Here is a 22,122-nt window from a genome sequence, read left to right as displayed (position 1 = left end):
GACGGCCATTTGATGCTAAGATGTCCGGATGATGGGGGACAAGAAAATCGTCGGATTGTGGCGGGATTCCGCCAAAATCCAGGAAACCGACAGCGCAGCGCAGGCCGACGCAGCGCTGCCCGAAACGGCGGCTGCACGCAAAGCGGCGCCACCAGTCGACCGCGAATGGCTCGACATGTCGCCGCTGAACACAGCTGAAGATGTCGGCGAATACGCGGACGAAGCGGGGCAAAAGGCCTCAGTATGGGGCGACCGCGTCGCCCCTGCTCTGATCGTCCTGCTGGGTATCGCTTGGACTGGGTTCGCGCTTGTCGTTGCGACGAAAGATTTTGCGCGCAGCCCTGCGCTTGCCGACGCGCCGACGCTGGTCGCGACGATCGCGATGCCGCTGACCTTCCTAGCGGTGCTTTGGATGGCGTTGCTGCGTACTGGTCGTTCGGAGCAGGCCCGCTTTGCCCGAGTCGCGTCTGCGCTGCGCGAAGAGAATCTGGCGCTCAATCAATCGATGCATTCGCTCGGCCTGCATCTGGCTGACGCGCAAAAACAGCTCGGCGAGCAAGCAAGAATCGTCCAGCAGCTCGGGCTCGATACCGTGATGCGGCTGAACGAAAGCAGCGACAAGCTGGCCAGCAACGCGTCGGTGATCGCTAACGCGCACGACCAGCTTGCACGCTCGGGCGATGTTGCGTTGCAGCGGATGGACGGGCTGCTCGCCGGCCTGCCGCGGATCGACGATGTGGCGCAGCGGCTTGCCGTGAATTTCCGCGAAGCCGGCCTCGTCGCGCACCAACAGGGCGCCAGCCTAGAGGCCAAACTTGCCGAGCTCGGCGAGGCAGCCGCCACGACCGCGCAGGCTGGCGAGACGGCCACCGCCAGCATCCTTGAGGCGATTGTTGCGCTGCAGGAACAGAGCAAGGAGACCGAAACCGGTCTGCTCGCGGCCTCAACGCAGGTCAGCAGCGCGCACGATGCGGCGCTCGCCCGGATCACCATCGCCAGCGCCAGCGCGCGCGACGATATGACATCGACCGTCGCCACCGTCACCGCGCAGATGGACGAAAGCTGGCGCGTGTTCCGCGATGGTGTCGACACGGCCGCAGCGCAGATGGACGCCAAGCTCGCCGCCGCGCGCGACGCCGGCGATGCGATGGGCGCGCAGCTGGCGGCCCATGCCGATGCCAGCGACGCGCTCGCGACGCGGATCACCGCGCATGTCGCCAACGTCGCACAGCAGCTGGAGGTGCTCGACGTCAGCGTCAGCGCCAGCACCGGCGTCATCGGCCGTTCGATCGACGACACCAAGGCGCAGCTCGCCGCGTTCATGCAGGAAGTGCAGAGCGGAAATGCTTCTGCGCACGAGCTGATCACCCATGCCGAATCGCTGCTCCTCGCACTCGACGCGGTGACGCGCGAGCTCGACGAGACGCTGCCTCACGCGCTCGACCGCATGACCTCGCACGGCAAGGCGACCCAAACCGCGTTGTCGCAGCTTCGCCCGATGCTGGAGGCGTCCGAACTGGTCGCGCAATCGACGATGTCGCACGTCAACGCGGTGCAGGCGACGCTCAAATCGAACGAAGAACAGATGTCGGGGCACGCGACCAGCCAGCAGGCGCTGGTCGACCGCATCAATGGATCGCTCGCCGACGCCGAAGCCGCGCTGGCGAAGCTGCGCGATGGCGCCGACGACTTTGCCGAACAGGGAGGCGCGCGCATGATCGCGACCCTGGGCGAGGTGCGCGCCACCGCCCATTCGGCCGCTGACGAAGCGCGGCTCACGCTCGAAAAGCTGGTGTCGGGCGCGCGCGAAGCGATGCAGGCGACCGCGACCGAAGCGATCGATGCCGCGTTCAAGACCGAGATCATGGCGCAGCTGACCGCGATCGAAGAAGCCTCGACGCGCGCCGTCACGGCCGCAAACGGCGCCGCCGACCGCCTGATGCGCCAGCTGATCACGATCATGGACACCAGCGCGAGCGTCGAACAGCGCGTCGCCGAAGCCGAACAGGCGATTGCCGCATCCGACCGCGATTCGCTCGCCAAACAGGTCGGGCTGCTGACCGAAGCGCTGAAATCGACCGCGATCGACGTCACCAAGGTCCTGTCGACCGAAGTCAGCGACACCGCATGGGATGCGTATCTAAAGGGCGACCGCGGCGTGTTCGCGCGCCGCGCGGTCAAGCTGATCGAGAATGGCGAGGCCAAGGAAATCCTGCGCCTCTACCAAAATGACGGTGGTTTCCACGCGTCGGTGAACCAGTTCATCCATGATTTCGAAGCGATGCTGCGTCTGTTGATCGGCGCACGCGACGGCTCGGCGATCAGCGTGACCTTGCTGTCGTCGGACATCGGCAAGCTGTATGTGGCGCTGGCGCAGGCGATTGATCGATTGCGAGGCTAAACAGTGTCGGACTGAGTTAGTCGGGCGTGGCGTCTGTGACCGCCCGGCGAACATTATCCCAGACGATGTGGTGTCGGATCAACCCGTTCGGCGATTAATTGCGCTCTGACTTCAACCAGACAACGGGCAATTCCGCCGCAATCTTGTCTTTGGATCGCGAGGTCTCCACGGCAACGAGGTCTAGAACCCCTTCCTCGTCTCTGGCGGCGATCTCTTTAACTAAAGACGATACATCTACTCCAAGTGACCGAGCGAGAAGTCGCGTGGCGCGAACCAGCTGACGAAACTCGAAGTCAGCAAGCCGTGCAGACTCGAATTCCTCTTTCTTTTGCATCGCTTTGCCGAGGTCCCGAACCATGTTGGAACTATGGGAAGGCGCTTACCGCAGATCAAGCGATTGTCCGCTCTCCAGCCCAACACAGATGATACCAGACCAGTACTGAGCCGTCGGGGTCAGGCGCGCCCGCTCAGCACGTTGGGATTAACCCAGCCGTTCACATAAGCGACGTAGTAGATGACGAAGCCGACCGTCGCGACGATAGCCATCTGGAGCAAGATGCGCGCCGGACGGAACACCGCGGGCGCGCCGCGGTCCTGTCCCTTGACCAGCGGAGCATCGTCGTCGCTCGCTGTGCGCCCATGGAAGGGCAGCACAAAAAAGGCGCTGAGCGCTAAAAACAGCGAATAGATCGCGAGTGCCGACGTCCATTTCATTGTTATTGGTCCGTTCAGAGCTGCACGAGCATGACATCGACGACCGGCTTTTTACCGGTCCAGTCGGTCGCGACGCGGCGCACGCTCAACCGGATCGCCTCACGCATTTTTTCCTGCTCCTTGGCGGGGGCCAGTGCCGCTTTCTCCGCTGCTTCGCGCATTTCGTCGACAAAGGCTTTACGCTCATCCTCGACCGGGACGCCGCGATAACTGATCGCGACGTCGGTGAAGCGTTTGCCGGTAAAGATGACTGCGACAGTGATATGCCCGTGCAGCGCCAGTTTGCGGCGTTCGTTGATCGTTTCGCCATCGGCGGGAAGGATGACGTCGCCATCGAGGATCAAGCGTCCGGCGCGAACGCGCTCAAGGATTTTGGCCGGGCCGGGCGCCAGCCGCACCAGATCGCCATTTTCCTGGATCAGCGCATCGGGAACGCCCTTCTCCAACGCAAAACGCGCCTGTTCGTGCATGTGGCGGATCTCGCCATGCACCGGAACAACCAGTTTCGGCCGCAGCCAGCCATAGAGCGCCGCCAGCTCAGGCTGCCCCGGGTGGCCGCTGACATGGATATGCGCCTGTTTTTCGGTGACCGTCAGAATGTCCTTGGCGGCAAGCTGGTTCATGATCCGTCCGATCGCGACTTCGTTGCCCGGGATCTGCTTCGACGAAAAGACGACCGTGTCACCGGGCGCGAGCTTGATCTGGTGGCTGTCCGCCGCCATGCGCGCCAGCGCCGCGCGTGGTTCGCCCTGCCCGCCGGTGGCAATCACCATCACCTTGTCGCGCGGCAGGCGCATCGCCTCGTCGAAATCGACCGTCGGTGGGAAGTCTTTCAGATAGCCGACCGAGCGTGCCACGCCCAAAATGCGGTCGAGCGATCGCCCGGCGACGCACAGGGTCCGCCCGGTGGCCGTAGCGACGCGCCCCAGCGTCTTGAGGCGCGCCGCGTTCGAGGCGAAGGTCGTGACGATGACGCGCCCCTTGGCGTTGCCGACCGCGGTCAGCAGCCCGTCATACAGATCACCCTCGCTGCCCGATGCCTCGGGATTAAACGCATTGGTGGAATCGCCGACGAGGAAATCGACGCCTTCGTCGCCAATTGCGGTCAGCGCCGCGGCGCTCGACGGCTTACCCAGCACCGGATCGGCGTCAAGCTTCCAGTCGCCAGTGTGAAACACGCGGCCATAAGGCGTGTCGATCACCGCCGCGCTCATCTCGAGGATCGAGTGCGCGAGCGGCATCAGGCGGATCCCGAACGGGCCAAGCTGGAAATGCGCGTCGATGTCGACGGTCTTGATCTTGACCTCTTTCTCCAGCCCCTCTTCCGCCAGCTTGTTGGCGATCAGCCCCGCGGTAAAGCGGTTGGCGTAGAGCGGTACTCCAAGGTCGGCAGCGAGATAAGGCAGAGCCCCAATATGATCCTCATGCCCGTGGGTCAGGATGATGCCGAGCAGATCCTTTTTGCGATCCTCGATAAATTCCAGGTCGGGCATGATGATGTCGATACCGGGATAATCATGGGTGCCGAATGTCACGCCAAGGTCGAGCATGATCCATTTGCCGTCGCAGCCATAGAGATTGGCGTTCATGCCAATCTCGCCCGATCCGCCGAGCGCGAGGAAAAGCAGCTCCTTTCCTGGAGTTGTCATATTGTCTGGTTCCGTTGGTTATAGAGGTGCATCAACCCGTTCAGCGTGAGATCGGGTTCGATGCGGTCGAACAGGTGCGCCTGTTCCTGAAACAAAGTGGCGAGGCCGCCCGTCGCGATGACGGTGAGCGGTTTGCCAATTTCGGATTTCATTCGCCCTATCAGGCCTTCCATCATCGATACATAGCCCCAATAGACGCCAATCAGCATCTGGCTTTCGGTGGTGCGGCCGATCACGCTGGGGGTCGCGGGTGCCTCAATCGCGATCCGCGGCAGCTTGGCGGCGGCGGCGACCAGCGCTTCGAGCGACAGATTGACCCCGGGCGCGATAATACCGCCCAGATAGGCGCCGTCGGGGCCGCTATAATCGAGCGTCGTCGCGGTGCCAAAGCTGATGACCAGCTTGTCCTTGCCGGGTTCGACCGCCTGCGCCGCGATCGCATTGACGGCGCGATCGGCGCCGACTGAGCGCGGCTCGTCGACCTTCAATGCGATACCCCAGGTCACCGGCTCGCGCCCGGCGACGAGCGCATCGACGCCGAAATATTTGACCGCGAGCAATTGCAGATTGTGGAGCGCGCGCGGCACGACGGTCGAGATGATCACCGCGTCAACCTGCGCGCGGTCATATCCCTCGATCCGTAGCAACTGGTCTAGCCACACCATATATTCGTCGGCGGTGCGGCGGTCATCGGTAGCAATGCGCCAACGCGCGAGCAACGCGGCGCCTTCGAATAGCGCGAATTTGGCATTGGTGTTGCCGACATCGATCGCGAGTAGCATCTATCTTTCTTCCTCGACCGGGCGACGCAGTTCGACATCGCCAGCATGCACCAGCATGGTCTCCCCGCCCGCGACGCGCAAGCGCAGCGCGCCGTCTTCGGCCAGGCCGTCAAATGTTCCGTCGATGCCCTGTTCGGACACGCGCAGCGGCGTGCCGAGCGGATGCGCCAACGGCAGCCATGTGCGGACGATACTCGCCACCCCCTCTTGCCGCCAGGTCCACAGCGCGTCGATCATCGCGATACCCAGCGCGCCCGCGAAATGATCGCGGTCGAGCACCGCGCCTTGGCATGCCAGCGTCGCGGTCGGCCGATCGGGCAGCTCGGGTGCGGCGACGAGGTTCACCCCGATCCCGATCACCACCGAATTGCCCGTGCGCTCCATCAATATGCCCGCACATTTCGCGCCGCCCACCAGCAGATCGTTCGGCCATTTGAGCTGCGCGTCGATGTGCGGCGCGAGAGCGGCAACGGTCTTGGCCAGCGCGACCCCCGCAACGAGCGCCAGCGTCGCTGCTTGCGGATCGCCCATCGTCAACTGAACGACGGTCGAGCCCATGAAATTGCCCTGCCCGTCGTTCCAGCCGCGCCCTAGGCGTCCGCGCCCCGCGGTCTGGCGATCGGCAATCAGCCAATGCCCCTCGCCGACCTGCTCGCCGCCGGCCAGCCGCGCCAGCAGGTCGGCGTTGGTCGAACCTGTCTGCGCTACCCGCTCGATCGGCGGGATCAGAACAGCACCGCGGCGGCGCTCGCCGAAACGACTGCGAGCATCGGGATGAAGAGATAACCAATGATCGAGAGCCAGAGAGCGCTCGCGGTGATCACCGCATCCTCGACGATGGCGCCGCCACAAGCGGGGATTTCGGTGTCCGATTTATCGTCGAAATACATCGTCTTGATGATCGCGATATAATAAAATGCCCCGATCACAGACGCGACGATACCTGCGATCGCCAGCGGCAGCAGGTTGGCGTTCACCGCGGCCTCGAACACCAGATATTTCGGCCAGAACCCGAACAGCGGCGGGATACCCGCGAGGCTGAACAGAAACACTGCCATTGCTGCCGCCAAGCCCGGGCGGCGCTGCGACAGGCCGGCCAGCGCCGGGATGCTTTCGATGTAATTGCCATCAGCATCGCGCAATTGCAACACGACAAGGAAGGCACCGATCGTCGTCACCACATAGACGAGCAGATAGGTCAGCACGCCTTCGACCCCCGCCTGCGTTCCCGCGGCAAGGCCGATCAGCATGAAGCCGACATTGTTGATCGAAGAGTAAGCGAGCAATCGCTTGATATTCTTCTGCCCAATCGCGCCGACCGCGCCGAGGATGATGGAGGCAAGCGCGAGGAAGATGATGATCTGTTGCCATGCACCGACCGCTGGCCCCATCGCGTCGATGACGACGCGCGTCATCAGCGCCATGGCCGCCACTTTCGGCGCGCTGGCAAAGAAGGTCGTCACCGGGGTCGGCGCTCCCTCGTAAACGTCGGGGGTCCACATGTGGAACGGCACGGCGCTGATCTTGAAACCAAGCCCCGCGAGTACGAACACGATACCGAAGATCAGCCCGACGTTCATCTCACCGCCCATGCGCGCCGCGATGCCGGTGAAGTCGGTGGTGCCGGTAAAGCCGTAGAGCAGCGAGATGCCGTAGAGCAACATGCCTGACGCGAGCGCGCCGAGCACGAAATATTTAAGTCCCGCCTCGGTCGAGCGTTCGTCGGTGCGCATGAAGCTGGCGAGCACATAGGCCGCCAGACTGTTGAGTTCGAGCCCGACATACAGCGTCATCAGATCGCGCGACGACGCCATGATCCCCATGCCGAGAGCGGCAAACAAGATCAGCACCGGATATTCGGCGCGCATGCCGCCGGTGAAGAAGCGCGGCGCGATGAGGATGCAGATAAAGCTGGCCGCATAGATCAGCAGCTTGGCGAAGCCGCCGAAGCCGTCGACCGCCAGCGTACCGGAGAATACCGACGCCTCGACGCCGAACAGCGCCACCACCGCAGCCGCCGCCGCTGCCAGCGTCAGCAGCGCGCTGAGCTGGTAAAGGCCAACCTGTCGGTCACCGAGGAAGGTGCCGAGCATCAATGTGATCAGCCCGCCGATCGTGAGGATCAGTTCGGGCCAGATGAGCGCGAGATCGGCGGTCATTGGACGCCTCCCGCATGGCTCGATCCGTGAGCTGTTTCACCCTGCGCCTTGGCGGGCTGCGGCTTGCCGGCTGCGAGATGCGCATCGCCCGCCGGCTTGGCCGGAGCGAGCCGCGCGACCACCGTCGTCACGTCGCCGCGCATCGGCGCGAGGAAGCTTTCGGGATAAACGCCCATCCACAGTGCCACGGCCGCCAGCGGCGCCAGCACCGCCCATTCGCGGGGATTGAGGTCGGGCATCGCCTTGACATCGTCCTTGGTGAGTTCGCCGAACACGACGCGGCGGTAGAGATAGAGCATGTATGCAGCACCGAGGATGATCCCGGTGGTGCACACGAAGGCGACCCAGCTCGACGCTTCGTAAATGCCCGCAAGGCTCAGGAATTCGCCGACGAAACCGCTGGTTCCCGGCAAGCCTATCGACGCCATCGTGAACAGCATGAAGAAGATCGCATAGGCCGGCATGTTGACCGCGAGCCCGCCATAACGGTCGATCTCGCGCGTGTGCAGCCGGTCGTAGATCACGCCGACGCAGAAGAAGAGCGCGGCCGACACGACGCCGTGGCTGAGCATGATGATCAGCGCGCCTTCCATGCCCTGCTGGTTGAATGCGAACAGGCCCGCGGTGACGATCGCCATATGCGCGACTGACGAATATGCGATCAGCTTTTTCATGTCGCTCTGAACAAGCGCGACGAGGCTGGTATAGACCACAGCGACCATCGACAGGCCGAACACGATCCACATCAGCTGCGCCGACGCGTCGGGGAACATCGGCATCATGAAGCGGATGAAGCCATAGGCGCCGAGCTTGAGCAACACGCCCGCCAGGATCATCGACCCCGCGGTCGGCGCCTGCACGTGCGCGTCGGGTAGCCAGGTGTGGACCGGCCACATCGGCATCTTGACCGCGAGGCTGGCGAAGAAGGCGAGCCACAGCCACGTCTGCATTTCGACCGGGAAGTCGTAGTTGAGCAACGTCGGGATATCGGTCGTCCCCGCTTCGGCGATCATCGCGATCATCGCGATCAGCATCAGCACCGAGCCGAGCAGCGTGTAGAGGAAGAATTTATACGCCGCATATTTGCGATTCGCGCCGCCCCAGATGCCGATGATGAAGTACATCGGGATCAGCCCGGCTTCGAAGAAGATATAGAACAGCAGCAGATCCTGCGCGCAGAACACGCCGATCATGATCGTTTCCATGACGAGGAACATCGCCATGTAGAGTCCGACCCGGCTCTTGATCGCATCCCAGCTGGCCAAGATGCAGAGCGGCATCAGGAACACGCTGAGCATGATCAGCATCAGCGCCATGCCGTCGATGCCGAGAGCCCAGCTGAACCGCCCGAACAGGTCGGCGCGTTCGGTGAACTGCCACTGCGGCCCGCCGATGTCGAACTGTGCCCACATCACACAGCCGAGGACGAAGGCGACCACCGTCGCGCCGAGCGCGATCAGCCGCGCCAGTCTGTCGCCCGCGAACAAACAGGCGATCGCGGCGGCCGCGGGGATCGCCAGCATCAGCGAAAGGATCGGAAAACCGCTCACAGGAACTTCACCATGGCCCAGCTGGCCAGGCCGACAAGCCCGAGCAGCATCACAAACGCATATCCATAAACATAACCCGATTGCAGCCGCACCGCGAGCCGCGAGCCGCCCTGAACGAGCGCCGCCATGCCATCGGGACCGAAACGGTCGATGGTCTGTTCATCGCCACGCTTCCAGAAGAAACGGCCGATCGCGAACGCCGGTTTGACAAAGACGATGTTGTAGAGCTCGTCGAAGTACCATTTGTTGAACAGGAACTGGTGCAGCAGCCCGAACTGCGCGACGAAACGCGCCGGCAGCGTAGTGTTGCGGATATAGCTGTTCCACGCAAGGAACAGCCCGATCGCCATCACCGTAAACGGCGTCCATTTCACCCACAGCGGAACTTCGTGCGCGGCGTGCATCAGATGCTCGTCGAACGCGAGCATGCTGCCGCTCCAGAACGCCAGCCCCTCTTCGGGGTAGATGAACGGATATTTGAATGCGAAGCCCGCAAACACCGCGCCGACCGACAGCAGGATCAGCGGGATCAGCATCGTGATCGGGCTTTCGTGCGGGTGATAGCCTGCGGTGCCTTCATGCGCGTCGGCGGCATGGTCATGGTGCGTGTCATGTCCGGCATGTTCGTCCGACGGGTGATCGTGATGACCATCATGCACTGCGTGCTGGATATGCTCGCTCGCTGCCCAGCGCGGCTTGCCGTGGAAGGTCAGGAAGACCAGGCGCCACGAATAGAAGCTGGTGAGGAAGGCGACAAAAATGCCGACCCAGAAGGCGATCACGCCGCCGCCGCCGCTCGCGAAGGCAGCCTCTAGGATGCCGTCCTTCGAATAGAAGCCCGCAAAGCCGAAGACGCCATAGATGCCGACGCCGGTGATCGCCAACGTGCCGAGCATCATTGCCCAATAGGTGATCGGGATTTCTTTCCGCAGCGCGCCATAATAACGCATGTCCTGCTCATGGTGCATCGCGTGAATGACCGAACCGGCGCCAAGGAACAGCAAAGCCTTGAAGAAGGCGTGCGTGAACAGGTGGAACATCGCGGCGCCATAGGCACCCGCCCCCGCGGCAAAGAACATGTAACCGAGCTGCGAACAGGTCGAATAGGCGATGACGCGCTTGATGTCCCACTGCGTCGTCGCGACGGTCGCAGCAAAGAAGCAGGTTACGGCGCCGACGAACATCACGACGCCCTGTGCAACGTCCGACGTTTCGAACATCGGCGACAGGCGGCAGACCATGAAGACGCCCGCGGTAACCATCGTCGCGGCGTGGATCAGCGCCGACACCGGGGTAGGGCCTTCCATCGCGTCGGGAAGCCAGGTGTGGAGGCCCAGCTGCGCCGACTTGCCCATCGCGCCGATGAACAGCAGCAGGCAGAGGATCGTCATCGTGTCGAGACGCATCCCCATGAAGCTGATCGTCGAGCCCGCCATGCCCGGTGCGGCCGCCAGAATCTCGGGGATCGAAACGGTGCCGAACACGAGGAAGGTACCGAAGATACCGAGCATGAAGCCAAGGTCGCCGACGCGGTTGACGACGAACGCCTTGATCGCCGCGGCATTGGCGCTCGGTTTCTTGTACCAGAAACCGATGAGCAGATAGGAGGCGAGACCAACGCCTTCCCAGCCGAAGAACATCTGAACCAGATTGTTCGCGGTCACGAGCATCAGCATCGCGAAGGTGAAGAGCGAGAGATAGGCGAAGAAGCGCGGCTGGTCCGGGTCTTCCTCCATATAGCCCCAGCTATAAAGATGGACGAGCGCCGACACCGTCGTGATGACGACGAGCATCACCGCGGTCAGTGCATCGACGCGCAGCTCCCAATTGAACTGGAGCGCGCCCGACGACACCCAGTGCAGCACGGTCACGACCTCGGCCTCGCCGCCGCCCATTACGAACGACAGGAAGATCGGCCAGCTGAGCGCGGCGCTGGTGAACAGCGCGCCCGTGGTGATCAGCTTGGCCGCGAACGGACCAATGGCCCGCTGGCCCAGCCCTGCGACAAGTGCCGCGAGCAGCGGCAGGAAAACGATCGCCTGAATCACCGGTTTACCCCTTCATCCGGTTGGCGTCATCGACCGCAATGGTGCCGCGGCCGCGGAAATAAATCACAAGAATGGCAAGCCCGATCGCGGCTTCGCCCGCCGCTACCGTCAGCACGAACATCGCGAACACCTGCCCGACCAAGTCGCCCAGCGCCGCGCTGAACGCGACGAGGTTGATGTTCACCGCGAGCAGGATCAGCTCGATCGCCATCAGGATGACAATGATATTTTTGCGGTTGATGAAGATACCGAGCACGCCGAGCGTGAACAGCACCGCCGAAACGGCAAGATAGTGGCCGACCGAGATCACAATTCCATCCCCTGCCCGACGCCCGGATCGACCAGCCGCGTCGCGTCCTGCGGGCGGCGCTGGTTCTGCGACGAGATATTCTGGATGCGCACCCCGCCGCGCTGGCGATGCGTCAGCACGATCGCGCCGATCATCGCCACCAGCAGCACGATGCCCGCCGCCTCGAACAGGAAGATGTAGCGCGTATAGAGCAGCTCGCCTATCTGCTGGATATTGCTCTTGTCGGTCACCGCCGGTGCGGCACGCGCGGCCAGATCGACCCCGCCCGCGCTCCAGGCGCCCAGCGCGAAGATCAGCTCGGCGACGAGGATGATCGCGACTAGCGCGCCCAGCGGCAGATAGCGCACGAAACCGGCGCGCAGCTCGGCGAAATCGATATTGAGCATCATCACGACGAACAGGAACAGCACCGCGACCGCGCCGACATAAACGATGACGAGCAGCATCGCGATGAACTCGGCCCCCGCGAGCAGCATCAACCCTGCTGCGTTGAAGAAGGCGAGGATCAGCCACATGACGCTGTGGACCGGGTTGCGCGCGAAAATCACCATCGCCGCAGAGGCGATGACGATCGTCGCGAACAGGTAAAAGGCGATAAACGGGATCATGTGCGCGCGCCCTTATCGATAGGGCGCGTCGGCGGCAAGATTTGCCGCGATCGCGCGTTCCCATTTGTCGCCATTGGCGAGCAGCTTGGCCTTGTCATAGAGCAGTTCTTCGCGCGTTTCGGTCGCATATTCAAAGTTCGGCCCCTCGACCACCGCATCGACCGGGCATGCTTCCTGGCAAAAGCCACAATAGATGCATTTGGTCATGTCGATGTCGTAGCGCGTCGTGCGGCGCGAGCCGTCTTCGCGCGGCTCGGCCTCGATCGTGATCGCCTGCGCCGGGCACACCGCTTCGCACAGCTTGCACGCAATGCAGCGCTCCTCGCCGTTCGGATAACGCCGCAGCACATGTTCGCCGCGGAAGCGCGGGCTCAGCGGGTTCTTCTCGAACGGATAGTTGATCGTCGCCTTCGGCTTGAAGAAATATTTGAGCGTGAGGGCGTGCGCCTTCACAAACTCCCACAAGGTGAAGCTTTTGATGAGGTGAGCAATAGACGTCATGAGTACCTCGTCAGCATCAGCCAGCCCGAGATCAGGAAGATCCAGATCAGCGAAATCGGCAGGAAGATTTTCCAGCCAAGGCGCATCAGCTGGTCATAGCGATAGCGCGGCACAGTCGCCTTCACCCAACTGAAGATGAAGAAGAAAAACAAGATCTTGGCGAACAGCCAGACGATCCCGGGAATATCGAACCACGGGATCAGGTCGATGTTGAGCGGCGGCAGCCAGCCGCCCCAGAACAGGATGGCGTTGAGCGTCGCCATCAGCAACACATTGGCATATTCGCCGAGCCAGAACAGCGCGAAGCTCATCGAAGAATATTCGGTCTGATAGCCGGCGACCAACTCGCTCTCGGCCTCAGTCAGATCGAACGGCGCGCGCGCGGTTTCGGCAAGACTGGCGATCAGGAAGATCACCGCGAGCGGAAACAGCAGCAGGTTGAAGCCAAAGGCGTTGACGATGCCGAGGCCATGACCCTGCTGCGCCTTGATGATTTCGTTGAGGTTGAAGCTATCGGCGTAGAGCACGACGCCGACGAGGATGAAGCCGATCGACACTTCATAAGAGATCATCTGCGCCGCGGCGCGCATCGCCGAAAAGAAGGGATACTTCGAGTTCGACGCCCAGCCCGACAGCACCACGCCATAAACGCCGAGTGATGAAATCGCGAGGATGTAGAGCAATCCGACGTTAATGTCGGCGAGCACTGCGCCTGAATTGAACGGGATCACCGCCCATGCCATCAGCGCGACGGTGAAGGTGATGATCGGCGCAATCAGGAACAGCCCGCGGTTTGCCCCCGTCGGGATGATCGTTTCCTGCAGAAACACTTTCAGCCCGTCGGCAAAGCTCTGGAGCAGGCCGAACGGGCCGACGACGTTCGGGCCGCGGCGCAGCGCCATCGCTGCCCAAATTTTGCGGTCGGCATAAATGATCATCGCGACTGCGAGCATCAGCGGCAACGCGATCAGCAGGATGCCCGCGACGGTTGCGACGCCCCATGCCCAGTTCGGGTCCATGCCCCACGAGATAAAGGTCTCGGTCATTTCCGCGTCCCGTCCTGGTTCCGCCAGCCGTTATGCGGCCCAGGCTTCTCGGACTTGCTGCGCGGATTAAAGCCGCGCCAGACGGCAAAGCTCATCCCGGCCAGCATGACGCTGGCGATCGCATGTACCGGGGTCATTCCGCGGCCTCCGCAAAATCGACGCCATGTAGAAGCTCTTCCGAGCAGCGCTGCATCGTCGGTGACGCGCGGCAGATGGCGTTGGTGAGGTAGAAATCCTTGATCGGCGACGGGATCGCGCGCGCCTCGGGCTTGGCGGGCAGCTTGGGTGCTGACCAGCCGTAATTGGCGATACCTTCAACGCCGAGAGTCGGAACCGCAGCGACCATCGCCGCGCGGCACGCATCGAAGGTGTCGAAGCCCAGCGACACGCCGAGAGTATCCGACAAAGCGCGGAAAATGCTCCAGTCCTCCCGCGCGTCTCCCGGTGCAAACACCGCCTTTTCGCTGCGCTGGACGCGGCCTTCGGTGTTAACCGTAGTAAAGTCCTTTTCGGTCCACGCGGCGGCAGGCAGGATGACGTCGGCGGCATGCGCACCCTTGTCGCCATGATGGCCGACATAGACTTTGAATGTCTTTGCGAAAGCCGCAAAATCGACCTCGTCGGCGCCGAGGAAGAACGCAAGTTTCGGCTTTGCCGCGATCACATCCTTTATCCCGCTGGGTAGCCCGTAACCGAGCATCAACGACCCCATGCGCGCGGCCGAGAAATGCACGACGTTGAAGCCGTTCCAGCCCTCTCTCACCGCGTTCACCGCCTTGGCGAGCGCGAGGCCAGCGCCGTGGACGCCGGTCACCGACAGCGCACCGCCGCCGAAGACCAGCATGGGCCGTTCGGCGCCCTTCAGCGCGTCGGTGACATGCTTCGGCAGCTTCGCGACGAGCGACGCATCGTCGCCGAGCCATTCGGTCTTGTAGGTGAGGTCGGTTTCCGGGCCGATCGCAAAGACCTTCGCTCCTTTTTTCCAGACCGCCTTGCGGACGCGTGTGTTAATCAGCGGCGCTTCCCAGCGCAGGTTGGTGCCGACCAGCAGGATCACGTCGGCGTTCTCAGTCTCGGCGATGCCCGTGTTGAAATTGACCGCCGACAGGCTGGTGACGTCATAGTCGAGCCCGGTCTGGCGCCCTTCCAGCAAGGTAGAACCGAGCGCATTGACCAGCGCCTTGGCAGCGAACATCGTCTCGCAATCGGCCATGTCGCCCGCGATGGCGGCTACCGACTTTCCGGCGTTCACCGCCTTGATTGCCTCAAACGCTTCCGCCCACGTCGCTTCAACCAGCTGGCCATCCCTGCGCACATAGGGCCGGTCGAGGCGGCGGCGGGTCAGGCCGTCGACATGGTGGCGCGTCTTGTCGCTCGCCCATTCCTCGTTCACATCGTCGTTGATCCGCGGCAACACGCGCAGCACCTGACGCCCGCGCGCATCGATCCGCACATTGGTGCCGACCGCGTCCATCATGTCGATGCCCAGCGTCTTGGTCAGCTCCCACGGTCGCGCTTCGAACGCATAGGGTTTGCTCGTCAGCGCGCCGACGGGGCATAGATCGACGACATTGCCCGACAGCTCGCTCGCGACTGCGCGCTCCAGATAGGAGGTGATCTGCATATTCTCGCCGCGCCCGATCGCGCCGATGTCTTCGACCCCGGCCACTTCCTCGGCAAAGCGGACACAGCGCGTGCACTGGATACAGCGGGTCATCACCGTCTTGACGATCGGGCCCATGTACTTTTCGGTCACCGCGCGCTTGTTCTCGTCATAGCGCGTCGCGCCGCGGCCATAGGCGATCGACTGGTCCTGCAAGTCGCACTCCCCGCCCTGATCGCAGATCGGGCAGTCGAGCGGGTGGTTGATGAGCAGGAACTCCATCACCCCTTCGCGAGCCTTTTTCACCATCGGGCTGTCGGTCTTGATCACCTGCCCCTCGGCGGTCGGCAGGGCGCACGACGCCTGCGGCTTCGGCGGGCCGGGCGCGACTTCGACGAGACACATGCGGCAATTTCCGGCGATGCTCAGGCGTTCATGATAGCAGAAACGCGGGATTTCCTTCCCCGCCAGTTCGCACGCCTGCAGCACGGTCGCGCCCTGCGGAACGTCGATTTCTACGCCATCTACGGTTACTTTAGGCATTATTCTGCTCCGCCCGTCATCGGGTCGCCGCCGGCGCCTTGATCATCGAACCAACGACCAGGCTTGGAATCGTCAATTTTTCGCCAATTGTTTTTCGCTGAAGGCCGCTGCGACCGCTTACCCCACAGCGCGCGCAGCCCAAGCGCGACCATCGCGACGAAAGCCATAAGCACCACGCTTTTGATTTCCGCGTCGCTCACTCCGCCGCCTCCAACACGCCGCCATTGTCGCGGATGCGACGTTCGATTTCGGGGCGAAAATGCTTGATCAGGCCCTGGATCGGCCATGCCGCGGCGTCGCCGAGCGCGCAGATGGTGTGACCTTCGACTTGCTTGGTCACGTCGTACAGCGTGTCGATCTCACTGATGTCGGCGTCGCCGGTGCGCAGCCGCTCCATCACCCGCCACATCCAGCCGGTGCCTTCGCGGCAGGGCGTGCACTGGCCGCAGCTTTCATGTTTATAGAAATAGCTGATCCGGCTGATCGCCTGAACCACGTCGGTCGATTTATCCATCACAATCGCGGCCGCCGTGCCAAGGCCCGATCCGACGGCTTTGAGCCCATCGAAGTCCATCGGCGCGTCCATGATCTCGGCCGCAGGGACGAGCGGAACCGACGAGCCGCCGGGGATGACGGCGAGCAGATTGTCCCAGCCGCCGCGGATGCCGCCGCAATGCTTGTCGATCAGTTCGCGGAAAGGAATGCTCATCTCTTCCTCGACGACGCACGGCGTGTTGACGTGGCCCGAAATCTGGAAAAGCTTGGTGCCCTTGTTGTTCTCGCGCCCAAAGGACGAGAACCACGGCGCGCCGCGGCGCAGGATCGTCGGGACGACCGCGATGCTTTCGACATTGTTGACCGTCGTCGGGCAGCCATAGAGCCCCGCGCCCGCCGGGAACGGCGGCTTAAGACGCGGTTGACCCTTCTTGCCCTCGAGGCTTTCGATCATCGCGGTTTCTTCGCCGCAGATATAGGCGCCGGCGCCGCGGTGGACGAAGACGTCGAAATCATAGCCCGACTTCGCCGCATTCTTGCCCAGCAGCCCGGCGTCATAGGCCTCCTGCACCGCCGCGAACAATGTCTCGGCCTCGCGGATGAATTCGCCGCGAATATAGATATAGGCGGCACGCGCGCGCATCGCGAAGCCCGCGATCAGCGCGCCTTCGATCAGCTTGTGCGGATCGTGGCGGATAATCTCGCGGTCCTTGCACGAACCCGGTTCGGATTCGTCGGCATTGATGACGAGGAAGCTCGGGCGGTCGGCGCGCGGCTCCTTCGGCATGAAGCTCCATTTGAGCCCGGTCGGAAAGCCCGCGCCGCCGCGGCCGCGCAGCCCCGACGCCTTGATCTCTTCGATGATCGCGTCCTGGCCGCGCTTCATCAAATCCTTGGTCTTGTCCCAGTCGCCGCGCATCTGCGCCGATTTCAGGTTCCACGGCTGGAAGCCGTAGATGTTGGTGAAGATGCGGTCCTTGTCCTGAAGGCTCACGACCCAATACCTCCCGATCGATTCCGGGTGAACAGACCTAAACCACCAAACAAAAAGCCCAATATGGCCCAGACGACCCAATCATCGCCATTGATGAATTTGAAGACGGCGAGCGCTAGAAAGATGATGCCGATGATCGGCACGCCGGCCTTAACGGACTGATTCATCACCATTCCTTCCGATAATCATGGTTCGCCTTGACCATCTCTTTCAAGGTCGTCGGGCCGCCCTCGGGCTCGCTTGTATGGCGTCCCGCAATCTGCGTCCCCGCCTTCGGCGTCTCGCCCGCGGCGAGCGCGTCGAGGATCGCCGCCATGCGGTCGAAATCTAGATCCTCGTAATTATCGTCGTTGATCTGGACCATCGGCGCGTTGGTGCAGGTGCCCATGCACTCGACTTCGGTCAGCGTGAACAGCCCGTCGGGGGTGGTCTTGCCCTTAGTCATCCCGCGGTTCTTGCACGCCGCCATGACATCGTCGGAGCCGCGCAGCAGGCACGGCGTCGTGCCGCAGACCTGGACATGATAGCGGCCGACCGGCGCCAAATTATACATCGTGTAAAAGGACGCGACCTCATAAGCGCGCATGAACGGCATATCGAGCTGCGCCGCGACATATTCGATCACCGGCACGGGCAGCCAGCCCTGCGTCTGCGTCTCGGCGCCGACCTGGCGCTGCGCGAGGTCGAGCAGCGGCATCACCGCCGAGCGCTGGCGCCCCGCGGGGTAGCGCGCGATGACGCCCTTCGCCTTCTCGGCATTTTCCGCCGTCCACGCAAAAACGCCCCAGCGCGCGCGGGTTTCGGCTTCGTCAGGAATTAGGGGTGCGTCAGCCACGGGCCAGACCTCGTTCAATATATCGCCCGACATACATGCCCAGCGTCGCCGCAAAAGCTGTCGAGACGATTTCCTTTATGGGCGCTTCGCCATGAAAGGCCGCGAGATATGCGGCCGTCGCGGACGCGAATCCCGCGAGCACTAGAGTGAGGATTGCAAGTTCACGGAGCATCAGCGGTCACACTCCCCGAACACCACATCGATCGCGCCGATCATCGCGATGATATTTGCAGGATCAGAAATCAGCACAGCGTTCGCCATCAGATTGATTCCAGCTTCGCGCGGGTGCGATGCGACGGCGTATCGCCGGTGTTCGATTCACCCTCGCGGTCGAGGAACAGGATGTGGCATTCTTCGGTCGCAAAAGGGCGATGCTCGACGCCTTTGGGTACCACGACCATCTCACCGGCGCCGAAATGGCGAACCCCGTCGCGAAACTCGATCCCCATCTTGCCCTTTATAATGAGGAACATTTCATCGGTTTCGGGGTGCGCATGCCAAGTGAAATCGCCGCCGATCTTGGCGACGCGGATTTCATTGCCATTATAATGGCCGACAATATGCGGTTTCCAATGATCGTTGAAGCTCGCGAGCTTTTCGGCCAGATTTACAACGGCGGGGATGCTCATCGGTCACACTCCCCGAACACCACGTCGATCGCGCCAATGATCGCGGTCGTATCAGCGAGCATATGGCCCTTTGACATCATGTCCATCGCCTGCAGGTGACTGAACGCCGTCGGGCGGATCTTGCAGCGATACGGCTTGTTGGTGCCGTCGCTGACCAGATAGACGCCGAATTCGCCCTTCGGGCTTTCGGTCGCGACATAAACTTCGCCCGCGGGGACGTGGAAGCCTTCGGTATAAAGCTTGAAGTGATGGATCAGCGATTCCATCGACTGCTTCATCTCGGCGCGCTTCGGCGGCACGACCTTGCGGTCGAGGCTGGCGATCGGGCCGGTCGGCATGTCGCGCAGGCACTGCTTGATAATCTTCGCCGACTGATAGATTTCTTCGACGCGGACCATGAAGCGGTCGTAGCAATCGCCGCGGGTGCCGACAGGAATTTCGAATTCCATCTGCGCATAAGCATCATAAGGCTGCGACTTGCGCAAATCCCACGCGATGCCGCTGCCGCGGATCATAGGGCCGGAGAAACCCCATGCCAGTGCGTCTTCCTTACTCACCGTCGCAATGTCGACGTTGCGCTGTTTGAAGATACGGTTGTCGATGACCAGGCTCATCGCGTCGCCGAAAAGCTTGGGCAGGCGGCCGTCGATCCATTCGCCGATGTCGACGAGCAGCTTTTCCGGAACATCCTGATGGACGCCGCCGGGGCGAAAATAGGCGCTGTGCATCCGCGCGCCCGAGGCGCGTTCGAAGAAGTTCAGGCAATCCTCGCGCAGCTCGAACACCCACAGGTTCGGCGTCATCGCGCCGACGTCCATGACATGGGCGCCTATGTTCAGCATATGGTTGCAGATACGCGTCAGTTCGGCGAACAATACCCGCAGATATTGCGCGCGCGCCGGCACTTCGAGGTCGAGCAGTTTTTCGATCGCCAGCACATAGCTGTGCTCCATCGCCAGCGGCGAGCAATAGTCGAGGCGGTCGAAATAGGGCAACGCCTGCAAATAGGTCTTATATTCGATCAGCTTCTCGGTGCCGCGGTGGAGCAGCCCGACGTGCGGATCGACCCGTTCGATAATCTCGCCATCCAGCTCGAGCACCAGTCGCAGCACGCCGTGCGCGGCGGGATGCTGCGGGCCGAAGTTGATCGTGTAATTGGTGACCGCCTGGTCGCCCGCGGTGTTGGCGGTGTCAACCGGATAGCCTTCGAACATGTCGCCGCCGTGATGGCGGATGGTCGGGGTGTCGGTCATGCGTCACCTCCTGTTTTCGGCTTGCGCGGCGCGCGCGGCTTGGCAGGCGCCTTTTCAGCCTTGGTCGTCGCGGGCGTTTTCGCCTCTTTGGTTGCGACTTTGGATTTCGCGCCGTCGCGGCTCGTTTTCGATGCCGCCTTGTTGACCTTGGCGCCTGCGCCGGTCTGCGCGGGGCTGTCGGTTGTTTTGGGCGTCGGCGGCGGTGAAGCCTTGGCCTTGTCGTCCGACGATTTGACTTCTTTGGCAGTCATCGGAGTCGGCGCACCCTTGCCCGGCGCCTCGCCGGTGCCGCCAGCCTTTTCGTCACCGGGCAGCACATAGTCAGCGCCTTCCCACGGGCTGAGGAAGTCGAAGTTGCGGAAATCCTGCGCCAGCTTCACTGGCTCATAAACAACGCGCTTGTCTTCTTCGCTGTAGCGCAGCTCGATATAGCCGGTCAGCGGAAAGTCCTTGCGCTGCGGATGCCCCTGAAACCCATAGTCGGTCAGGATGCGGCGCAGGTCGGGATTGCCCGCGAACAGCACGCCATACATATCGAACACTTCGCGCTCGAGCCAACCCGCAACGGGCCACACCGGCACGATGCTCGGCACCGGCGTCGCCTCATCGGTCGACACGCGGACACGCAGGCGGTGGTTCCGCGTCACGCTGAGCAGATGATAGACAACCTCGAACCGCTCGGCGCGGTCGGGATAGTCGACCCCGGCGATCTCCATCAGCTGCTGATATTCCAGATTATCCCGCAGCGCGATCATCACCCCGGCAATTGCGGAGCAATCGACGGTGATGCTGTCTTCGTCGGCAGCGAAATTATGCGCGAGCAGATCGGTGCCAAGCAGTTTCTTGAGCTCGACAGAGAGCGTCGCGCGCGGCGCAATCAGGGGAGCGGCGTGGGCCATCAGCGTTCGATCGTCCCGACGCGGCGGATCTTCCGCTGCAATTGCATCACACCATAGAGCAAGGCTTCAGCGGTCGGTGGGCAACCGGGGACATAGATATCCACCGGCACGATGCGGTCACAGCCGCGCACCACCGAATAGCTGTAGTGATAATAGCCGCCACCATTGGCGCAGCTGCCCATCGAAATCACATATTTCGGGTTCGACATCTGGTCGTAAACGCGGCGCAGCGCGGGCGCCATCTTGTTACACAGCGTCCCCGCGACGATCATCACGTCACTCTGACGCGGCGACGCGCGCGGCGCGGCGCCAAAGCGTTCCATGTCGTACCGCGGCATGTTGACGTGGATCATCTCGACCGCGCAGCATGCGAGGCCAAAGGTCATCCACCACAGCGAGCCGGTGCGCGCCCAGTTGAACAGATCCTCGGTCGAGGTGACAAGAAAGCCCTTGTCGCCGACCTCACTGTTGAGGTCGTCGAAATAGGCCATATCGGGGTTCGTCCCCGGAGCAACCGGCATCTGGCCGGGCGGCAGGATGATCGAGCTGCTCATTCCCAGTCCAACGCCCCTTTCTTCCATGCATAGATAAGGCCGATCGCGAGTTCGGCGAGGAATATCATCATCGTGGCCCAACCAGCCCAGCCGATCTCCTCCAGGCTGACCGCCCAGGGAAACAGGAATGCCGCTTCAAGGTCGAAGATGATGAACAGGATCGCGACAAGATAGAAGCGCACGTCGAATTGGCTGCGCGCATCCTCGAACGCCGGGAAACCGCATTCATATTCGGTCAGCTTTGCCGGGTCGGGCTTGTGCGCCCCGGTCAACCGCGCCACGCCCATCGGCAGGAACACGAACGCCGAAGATAACCCGACCGCAATGACCAGGAATATCAGGATCGGCAGATATTGCGTCAGATCGACCATGGGAGCTCGCAGTCTTGTTTTGAGGTGTTCGCCACCCGTTACGCGGGCGCTTTAGGCCAGCCTGCCGCCGGTCGCAAGCGCCGCGGGGGGGGGTTTAATGAGACACAAGAGCCAAAAACAAAAAACCCCACGGGTCACCGCCAAAGACAGTGATAACAAAACACAAGTCTGTGTCTCT

The 22,122-nt window shown here is 62.4% G+C and carries 24 protein-coding genes; 1 reads left to right on the top strand and 23 read right to left on the bottom strand.

The features are described 5' to 3' along the window. Positions 1 to 28: 28 nt before the first annotated feature. Positions 29 to 2,401 (top strand): hypothetical protein, encoded by a 2,373-nt coding sequence (locus K0M74_RS14445; protein ID WP_293973813.1) that lies wholly within the window; start codon positions 29 to 31, stop codon positions 2,399 to 2,401. 94 nt (positions 2,402 to 2,495) lie between these two features. Here K0M74_RS14445 and K0M74_RS14440 read toward each other — a convergent pair whose 3' ends face one another. From K0M74_RS14440 to K0M74_RS14330, 23 genes are all read right to left on the bottom strand, one after another. Then, entirely contained in the window at positions 2,496 to 2,759 is a 264-nt protein-coding gene (locus K0M74_RS14440) for a hypothetical protein (protein ID WP_293973810.1), read from the bottom strand. 95 nt (positions 2,760 to 2,854) lie between these two features. Next, a complete protein-coding gene (locus K0M74_RS14435) occupies positions 2,855 to 3,115 on the bottom strand; it encodes a DUF1467 family protein (protein WP_293973807.1) in 261 nt (86 codons plus the stop codon). Between the two features lie 14 nt (positions 3,116 to 3,129). Beyond that, on the bottom strand, positions 3,130 to 4,764 hold the full coding sequence (locus tag K0M74_RS14430; protein ID WP_293973804.1) for a ribonuclease J: 1,635 nt from the start codon (positions 4,762 to 4,764) through the stop codon (positions 3,130 to 3,132). Continuing rightward, a complete protein-coding gene (locus K0M74_RS14425) occupies positions 4,761 to 5,546 on the bottom strand; it encodes a type III pantothenate kinase (RefSeq protein WP_293973800.1) in 786 nt (261 codons plus the stop codon). Before K0M74_RS14425 ends, K0M74_RS14430 begins: the two co-directional genes overlap by 4 nt. Continuing rightward, on the bottom strand, positions 5,547 to 6,263 hold the full coding sequence (locus tag K0M74_RS14420) for a biotin--[acetyl-CoA-carboxylase] ligase (protein WP_293973903.1): 717 nt from the start codon (positions 6,261 to 6,263) through the stop codon (positions 5,547 to 5,549). Positions 6,264 to 6,271: 8 nt separating this feature from the next. Beyond that, positions 6,272 to 7,705, bottom strand: coding sequence for an NADH-quinone oxidoreductase subunit NuoN (nuoN, locus tag K0M74_RS14415; RefSeq protein WP_293973797.1), 1,434 nt, complete (start codon positions 7,703 to 7,705; stop codon positions 6,272 to 6,274). Beyond that, positions 7,702 to 9,255, bottom strand: a complete 1,554-nt coding sequence (locus K0M74_RS14410) for an NADH-quinone oxidoreductase subunit M (protein ID WP_293973794.1) — start codon at positions 9,253 to 9,255, stop codon at positions 7,702 to 7,704. Before K0M74_RS14410 ends, nuoN begins: the two co-directional genes overlap by 4 nt. Continuing rightward, positions 9,252 to 11,303 (bottom strand): NADH-quinone oxidoreductase subunit L, encoded by a 2,052-nt coding sequence (gene nuoL / locus K0M74_RS14405; protein WP_293973791.1) that lies wholly within the window; start codon positions 11,301 to 11,303, stop codon positions 9,252 to 9,254. The genes K0M74_RS14410 and nuoL overlap by 4 nt, the downstream gene beginning before the upstream one ends. A 4-nt stretch (positions 11,304 to 11,307) precedes the next feature. Next, entirely contained in the window at positions 11,308 to 11,613 is a 306-nt protein-coding gene (gene nuoK / locus K0M74_RS14400) for an NADH-quinone oxidoreductase subunit NuoK (protein ID WP_053554267.1), read from the bottom strand. Next, positions 11,610 to 12,221, bottom strand: a complete 612-nt coding sequence (locus K0M74_RS14395) for an NADH-quinone oxidoreductase subunit J (protein ID WP_293973788.1) — start codon at positions 12,219 to 12,221, stop codon at positions 11,610 to 11,612. Before K0M74_RS14395 ends, nuoK begins: the two co-directional genes overlap by 4 nt. A gap of 12 nt (positions 12,222 to 12,233) precedes the next feature. Then, positions 12,234 to 12,722, bottom strand: a complete 489-nt coding sequence (gene nuoI / locus K0M74_RS14390; RefSeq protein WP_293973785.1) for an NADH-quinone oxidoreductase subunit NuoI — start codon at positions 12,720 to 12,722, stop codon at positions 12,234 to 12,236. Next, positions 12,719 to 13,768, bottom strand: coding sequence for an NADH-quinone oxidoreductase subunit NuoH (gene nuoH, locus K0M74_RS14385; RefSeq protein ID WP_293973782.1), 1,050 nt, complete (start codon positions 13,766 to 13,768; stop codon positions 12,719 to 12,721). Before nuoH ends, nuoI begins: the two co-directional genes overlap by 4 nt. Then, the gene (locus K0M74_RS14380; protein WP_293973779.1) at positions 13,765 to 13,905 is read right to left on the bottom strand and encodes a hypothetical protein; all 141 of its coding nucleotides are present in this window, start codon (positions 13,903 to 13,905) and stop codon (positions 13,765 to 13,767) included. Before K0M74_RS14380 ends, nuoH begins: the two co-directional genes overlap by 4 nt. Beyond that, the gene (nuoG, locus tag K0M74_RS14375) at positions 13,902 to 15,914 is read right to left on the bottom strand and encodes an NADH-quinone oxidoreductase subunit NuoG (RefSeq protein ID WP_293973777.1); all 2,013 of its coding nucleotides are present in this window, start codon (positions 15,912 to 15,914) and stop codon (positions 13,902 to 13,904) included. Before nuoG ends, K0M74_RS14380 begins: the two co-directional genes overlap by 4 nt. After that, entirely contained in the window at positions 15,914 to 16,114 is a 201-nt protein-coding gene (locus K0M74_RS14370; protein WP_293973774.1) for a hypothetical protein, read from the bottom strand. The genes nuoG and K0M74_RS14370 overlap by 1 nt, the downstream gene beginning before the upstream one ends. Beyond that, positions 16,111 to 17,403, bottom strand: coding sequence for an NADH-quinone oxidoreductase subunit NuoF (gene nuoF, locus K0M74_RS14365; protein WP_293973771.1), 1,293 nt, complete (start codon positions 17,401 to 17,403; stop codon positions 16,111 to 16,113). Before nuoF ends, K0M74_RS14370 begins: the two co-directional genes overlap by 4 nt. Next, on the bottom strand, positions 17,400 to 17,570 hold the full coding sequence (locus K0M74_RS14360) for a hypothetical protein (RefSeq protein ID WP_293973769.1): 171 nt from the start codon (positions 17,568 to 17,570) through the stop codon (positions 17,400 to 17,402). The genes nuoF and K0M74_RS14360 overlap by 4 nt, the downstream gene beginning before the upstream one ends. Next, entirely contained in the window at positions 17,570 to 18,238 is a 669-nt protein-coding gene (locus tag K0M74_RS14355; RefSeq protein WP_293973766.1) for an NAD(P)H-dependent oxidoreductase subunit E, read from the bottom strand. The genes K0M74_RS14360 and K0M74_RS14355 overlap by 1 nt, the downstream gene beginning before the upstream one ends. 260 nt (positions 18,239 to 18,498) lie before the next feature. Then, the gene (locus K0M74_RS14350; protein ID WP_293973763.1) at positions 18,499 to 18,867 is read right to left on the bottom strand and encodes a cupin domain-containing protein; all 369 of its coding nucleotides are present in this window, start codon (positions 18,865 to 18,867) and stop codon (positions 18,499 to 18,501) included. Continuing rightward, positions 18,864 to 20,081, bottom strand: a complete 1,218-nt coding sequence (locus K0M74_RS14345; RefSeq protein ID WP_293973900.1) for an NADH-quinone oxidoreductase subunit D — start codon at positions 20,079 to 20,081, stop codon at positions 18,864 to 18,866. Before K0M74_RS14345 ends, K0M74_RS14350 begins: the two co-directional genes overlap by 4 nt. A gap of 35 nt (positions 20,082 to 20,116) precedes the next feature. Then, positions 20,117 to 21,019, bottom strand: a complete 903-nt coding sequence (locus K0M74_RS14340; protein WP_293973760.1) for an NADH-quinone oxidoreductase subunit C — start codon at positions 21,017 to 21,019, stop codon at positions 20,117 to 20,119. Then, entirely contained in the window at positions 21,019 to 21,573 is a 555-nt protein-coding gene (locus K0M74_RS14335; RefSeq protein ID WP_293973757.1) for an NADH-quinone oxidoreductase subunit B family protein, read from the bottom strand. The genes K0M74_RS14340 and K0M74_RS14335 overlap by 1 nt, the downstream gene beginning before the upstream one ends. Then, positions 21,570 to 21,944 (bottom strand): NADH-quinone oxidoreductase subunit A, encoded by a 375-nt coding sequence (locus K0M74_RS14330; RefSeq protein ID WP_293973754.1) that lies wholly within the window; start codon positions 21,942 to 21,944, stop codon positions 21,570 to 21,572. Before K0M74_RS14330 ends, K0M74_RS14335 begins: the two co-directional genes overlap by 4 nt. Positions 21,945 to 22,122 lie beyond the last annotated feature (178 nt).

The sequence above is a fragment of the Sphingopyxis sp. genome (genome assembly GCF_019459305.1).
Classification (GTDB): domain Bacteria; phylum Pseudomonadota; class Alphaproteobacteria; order Sphingomonadales; family Sphingomonadaceae; genus Sphingopyxis.
Note: the sequence above shows the minus strand (reverse complement) of the source record. Positions and strands in the feature narration are given on the sequence as shown.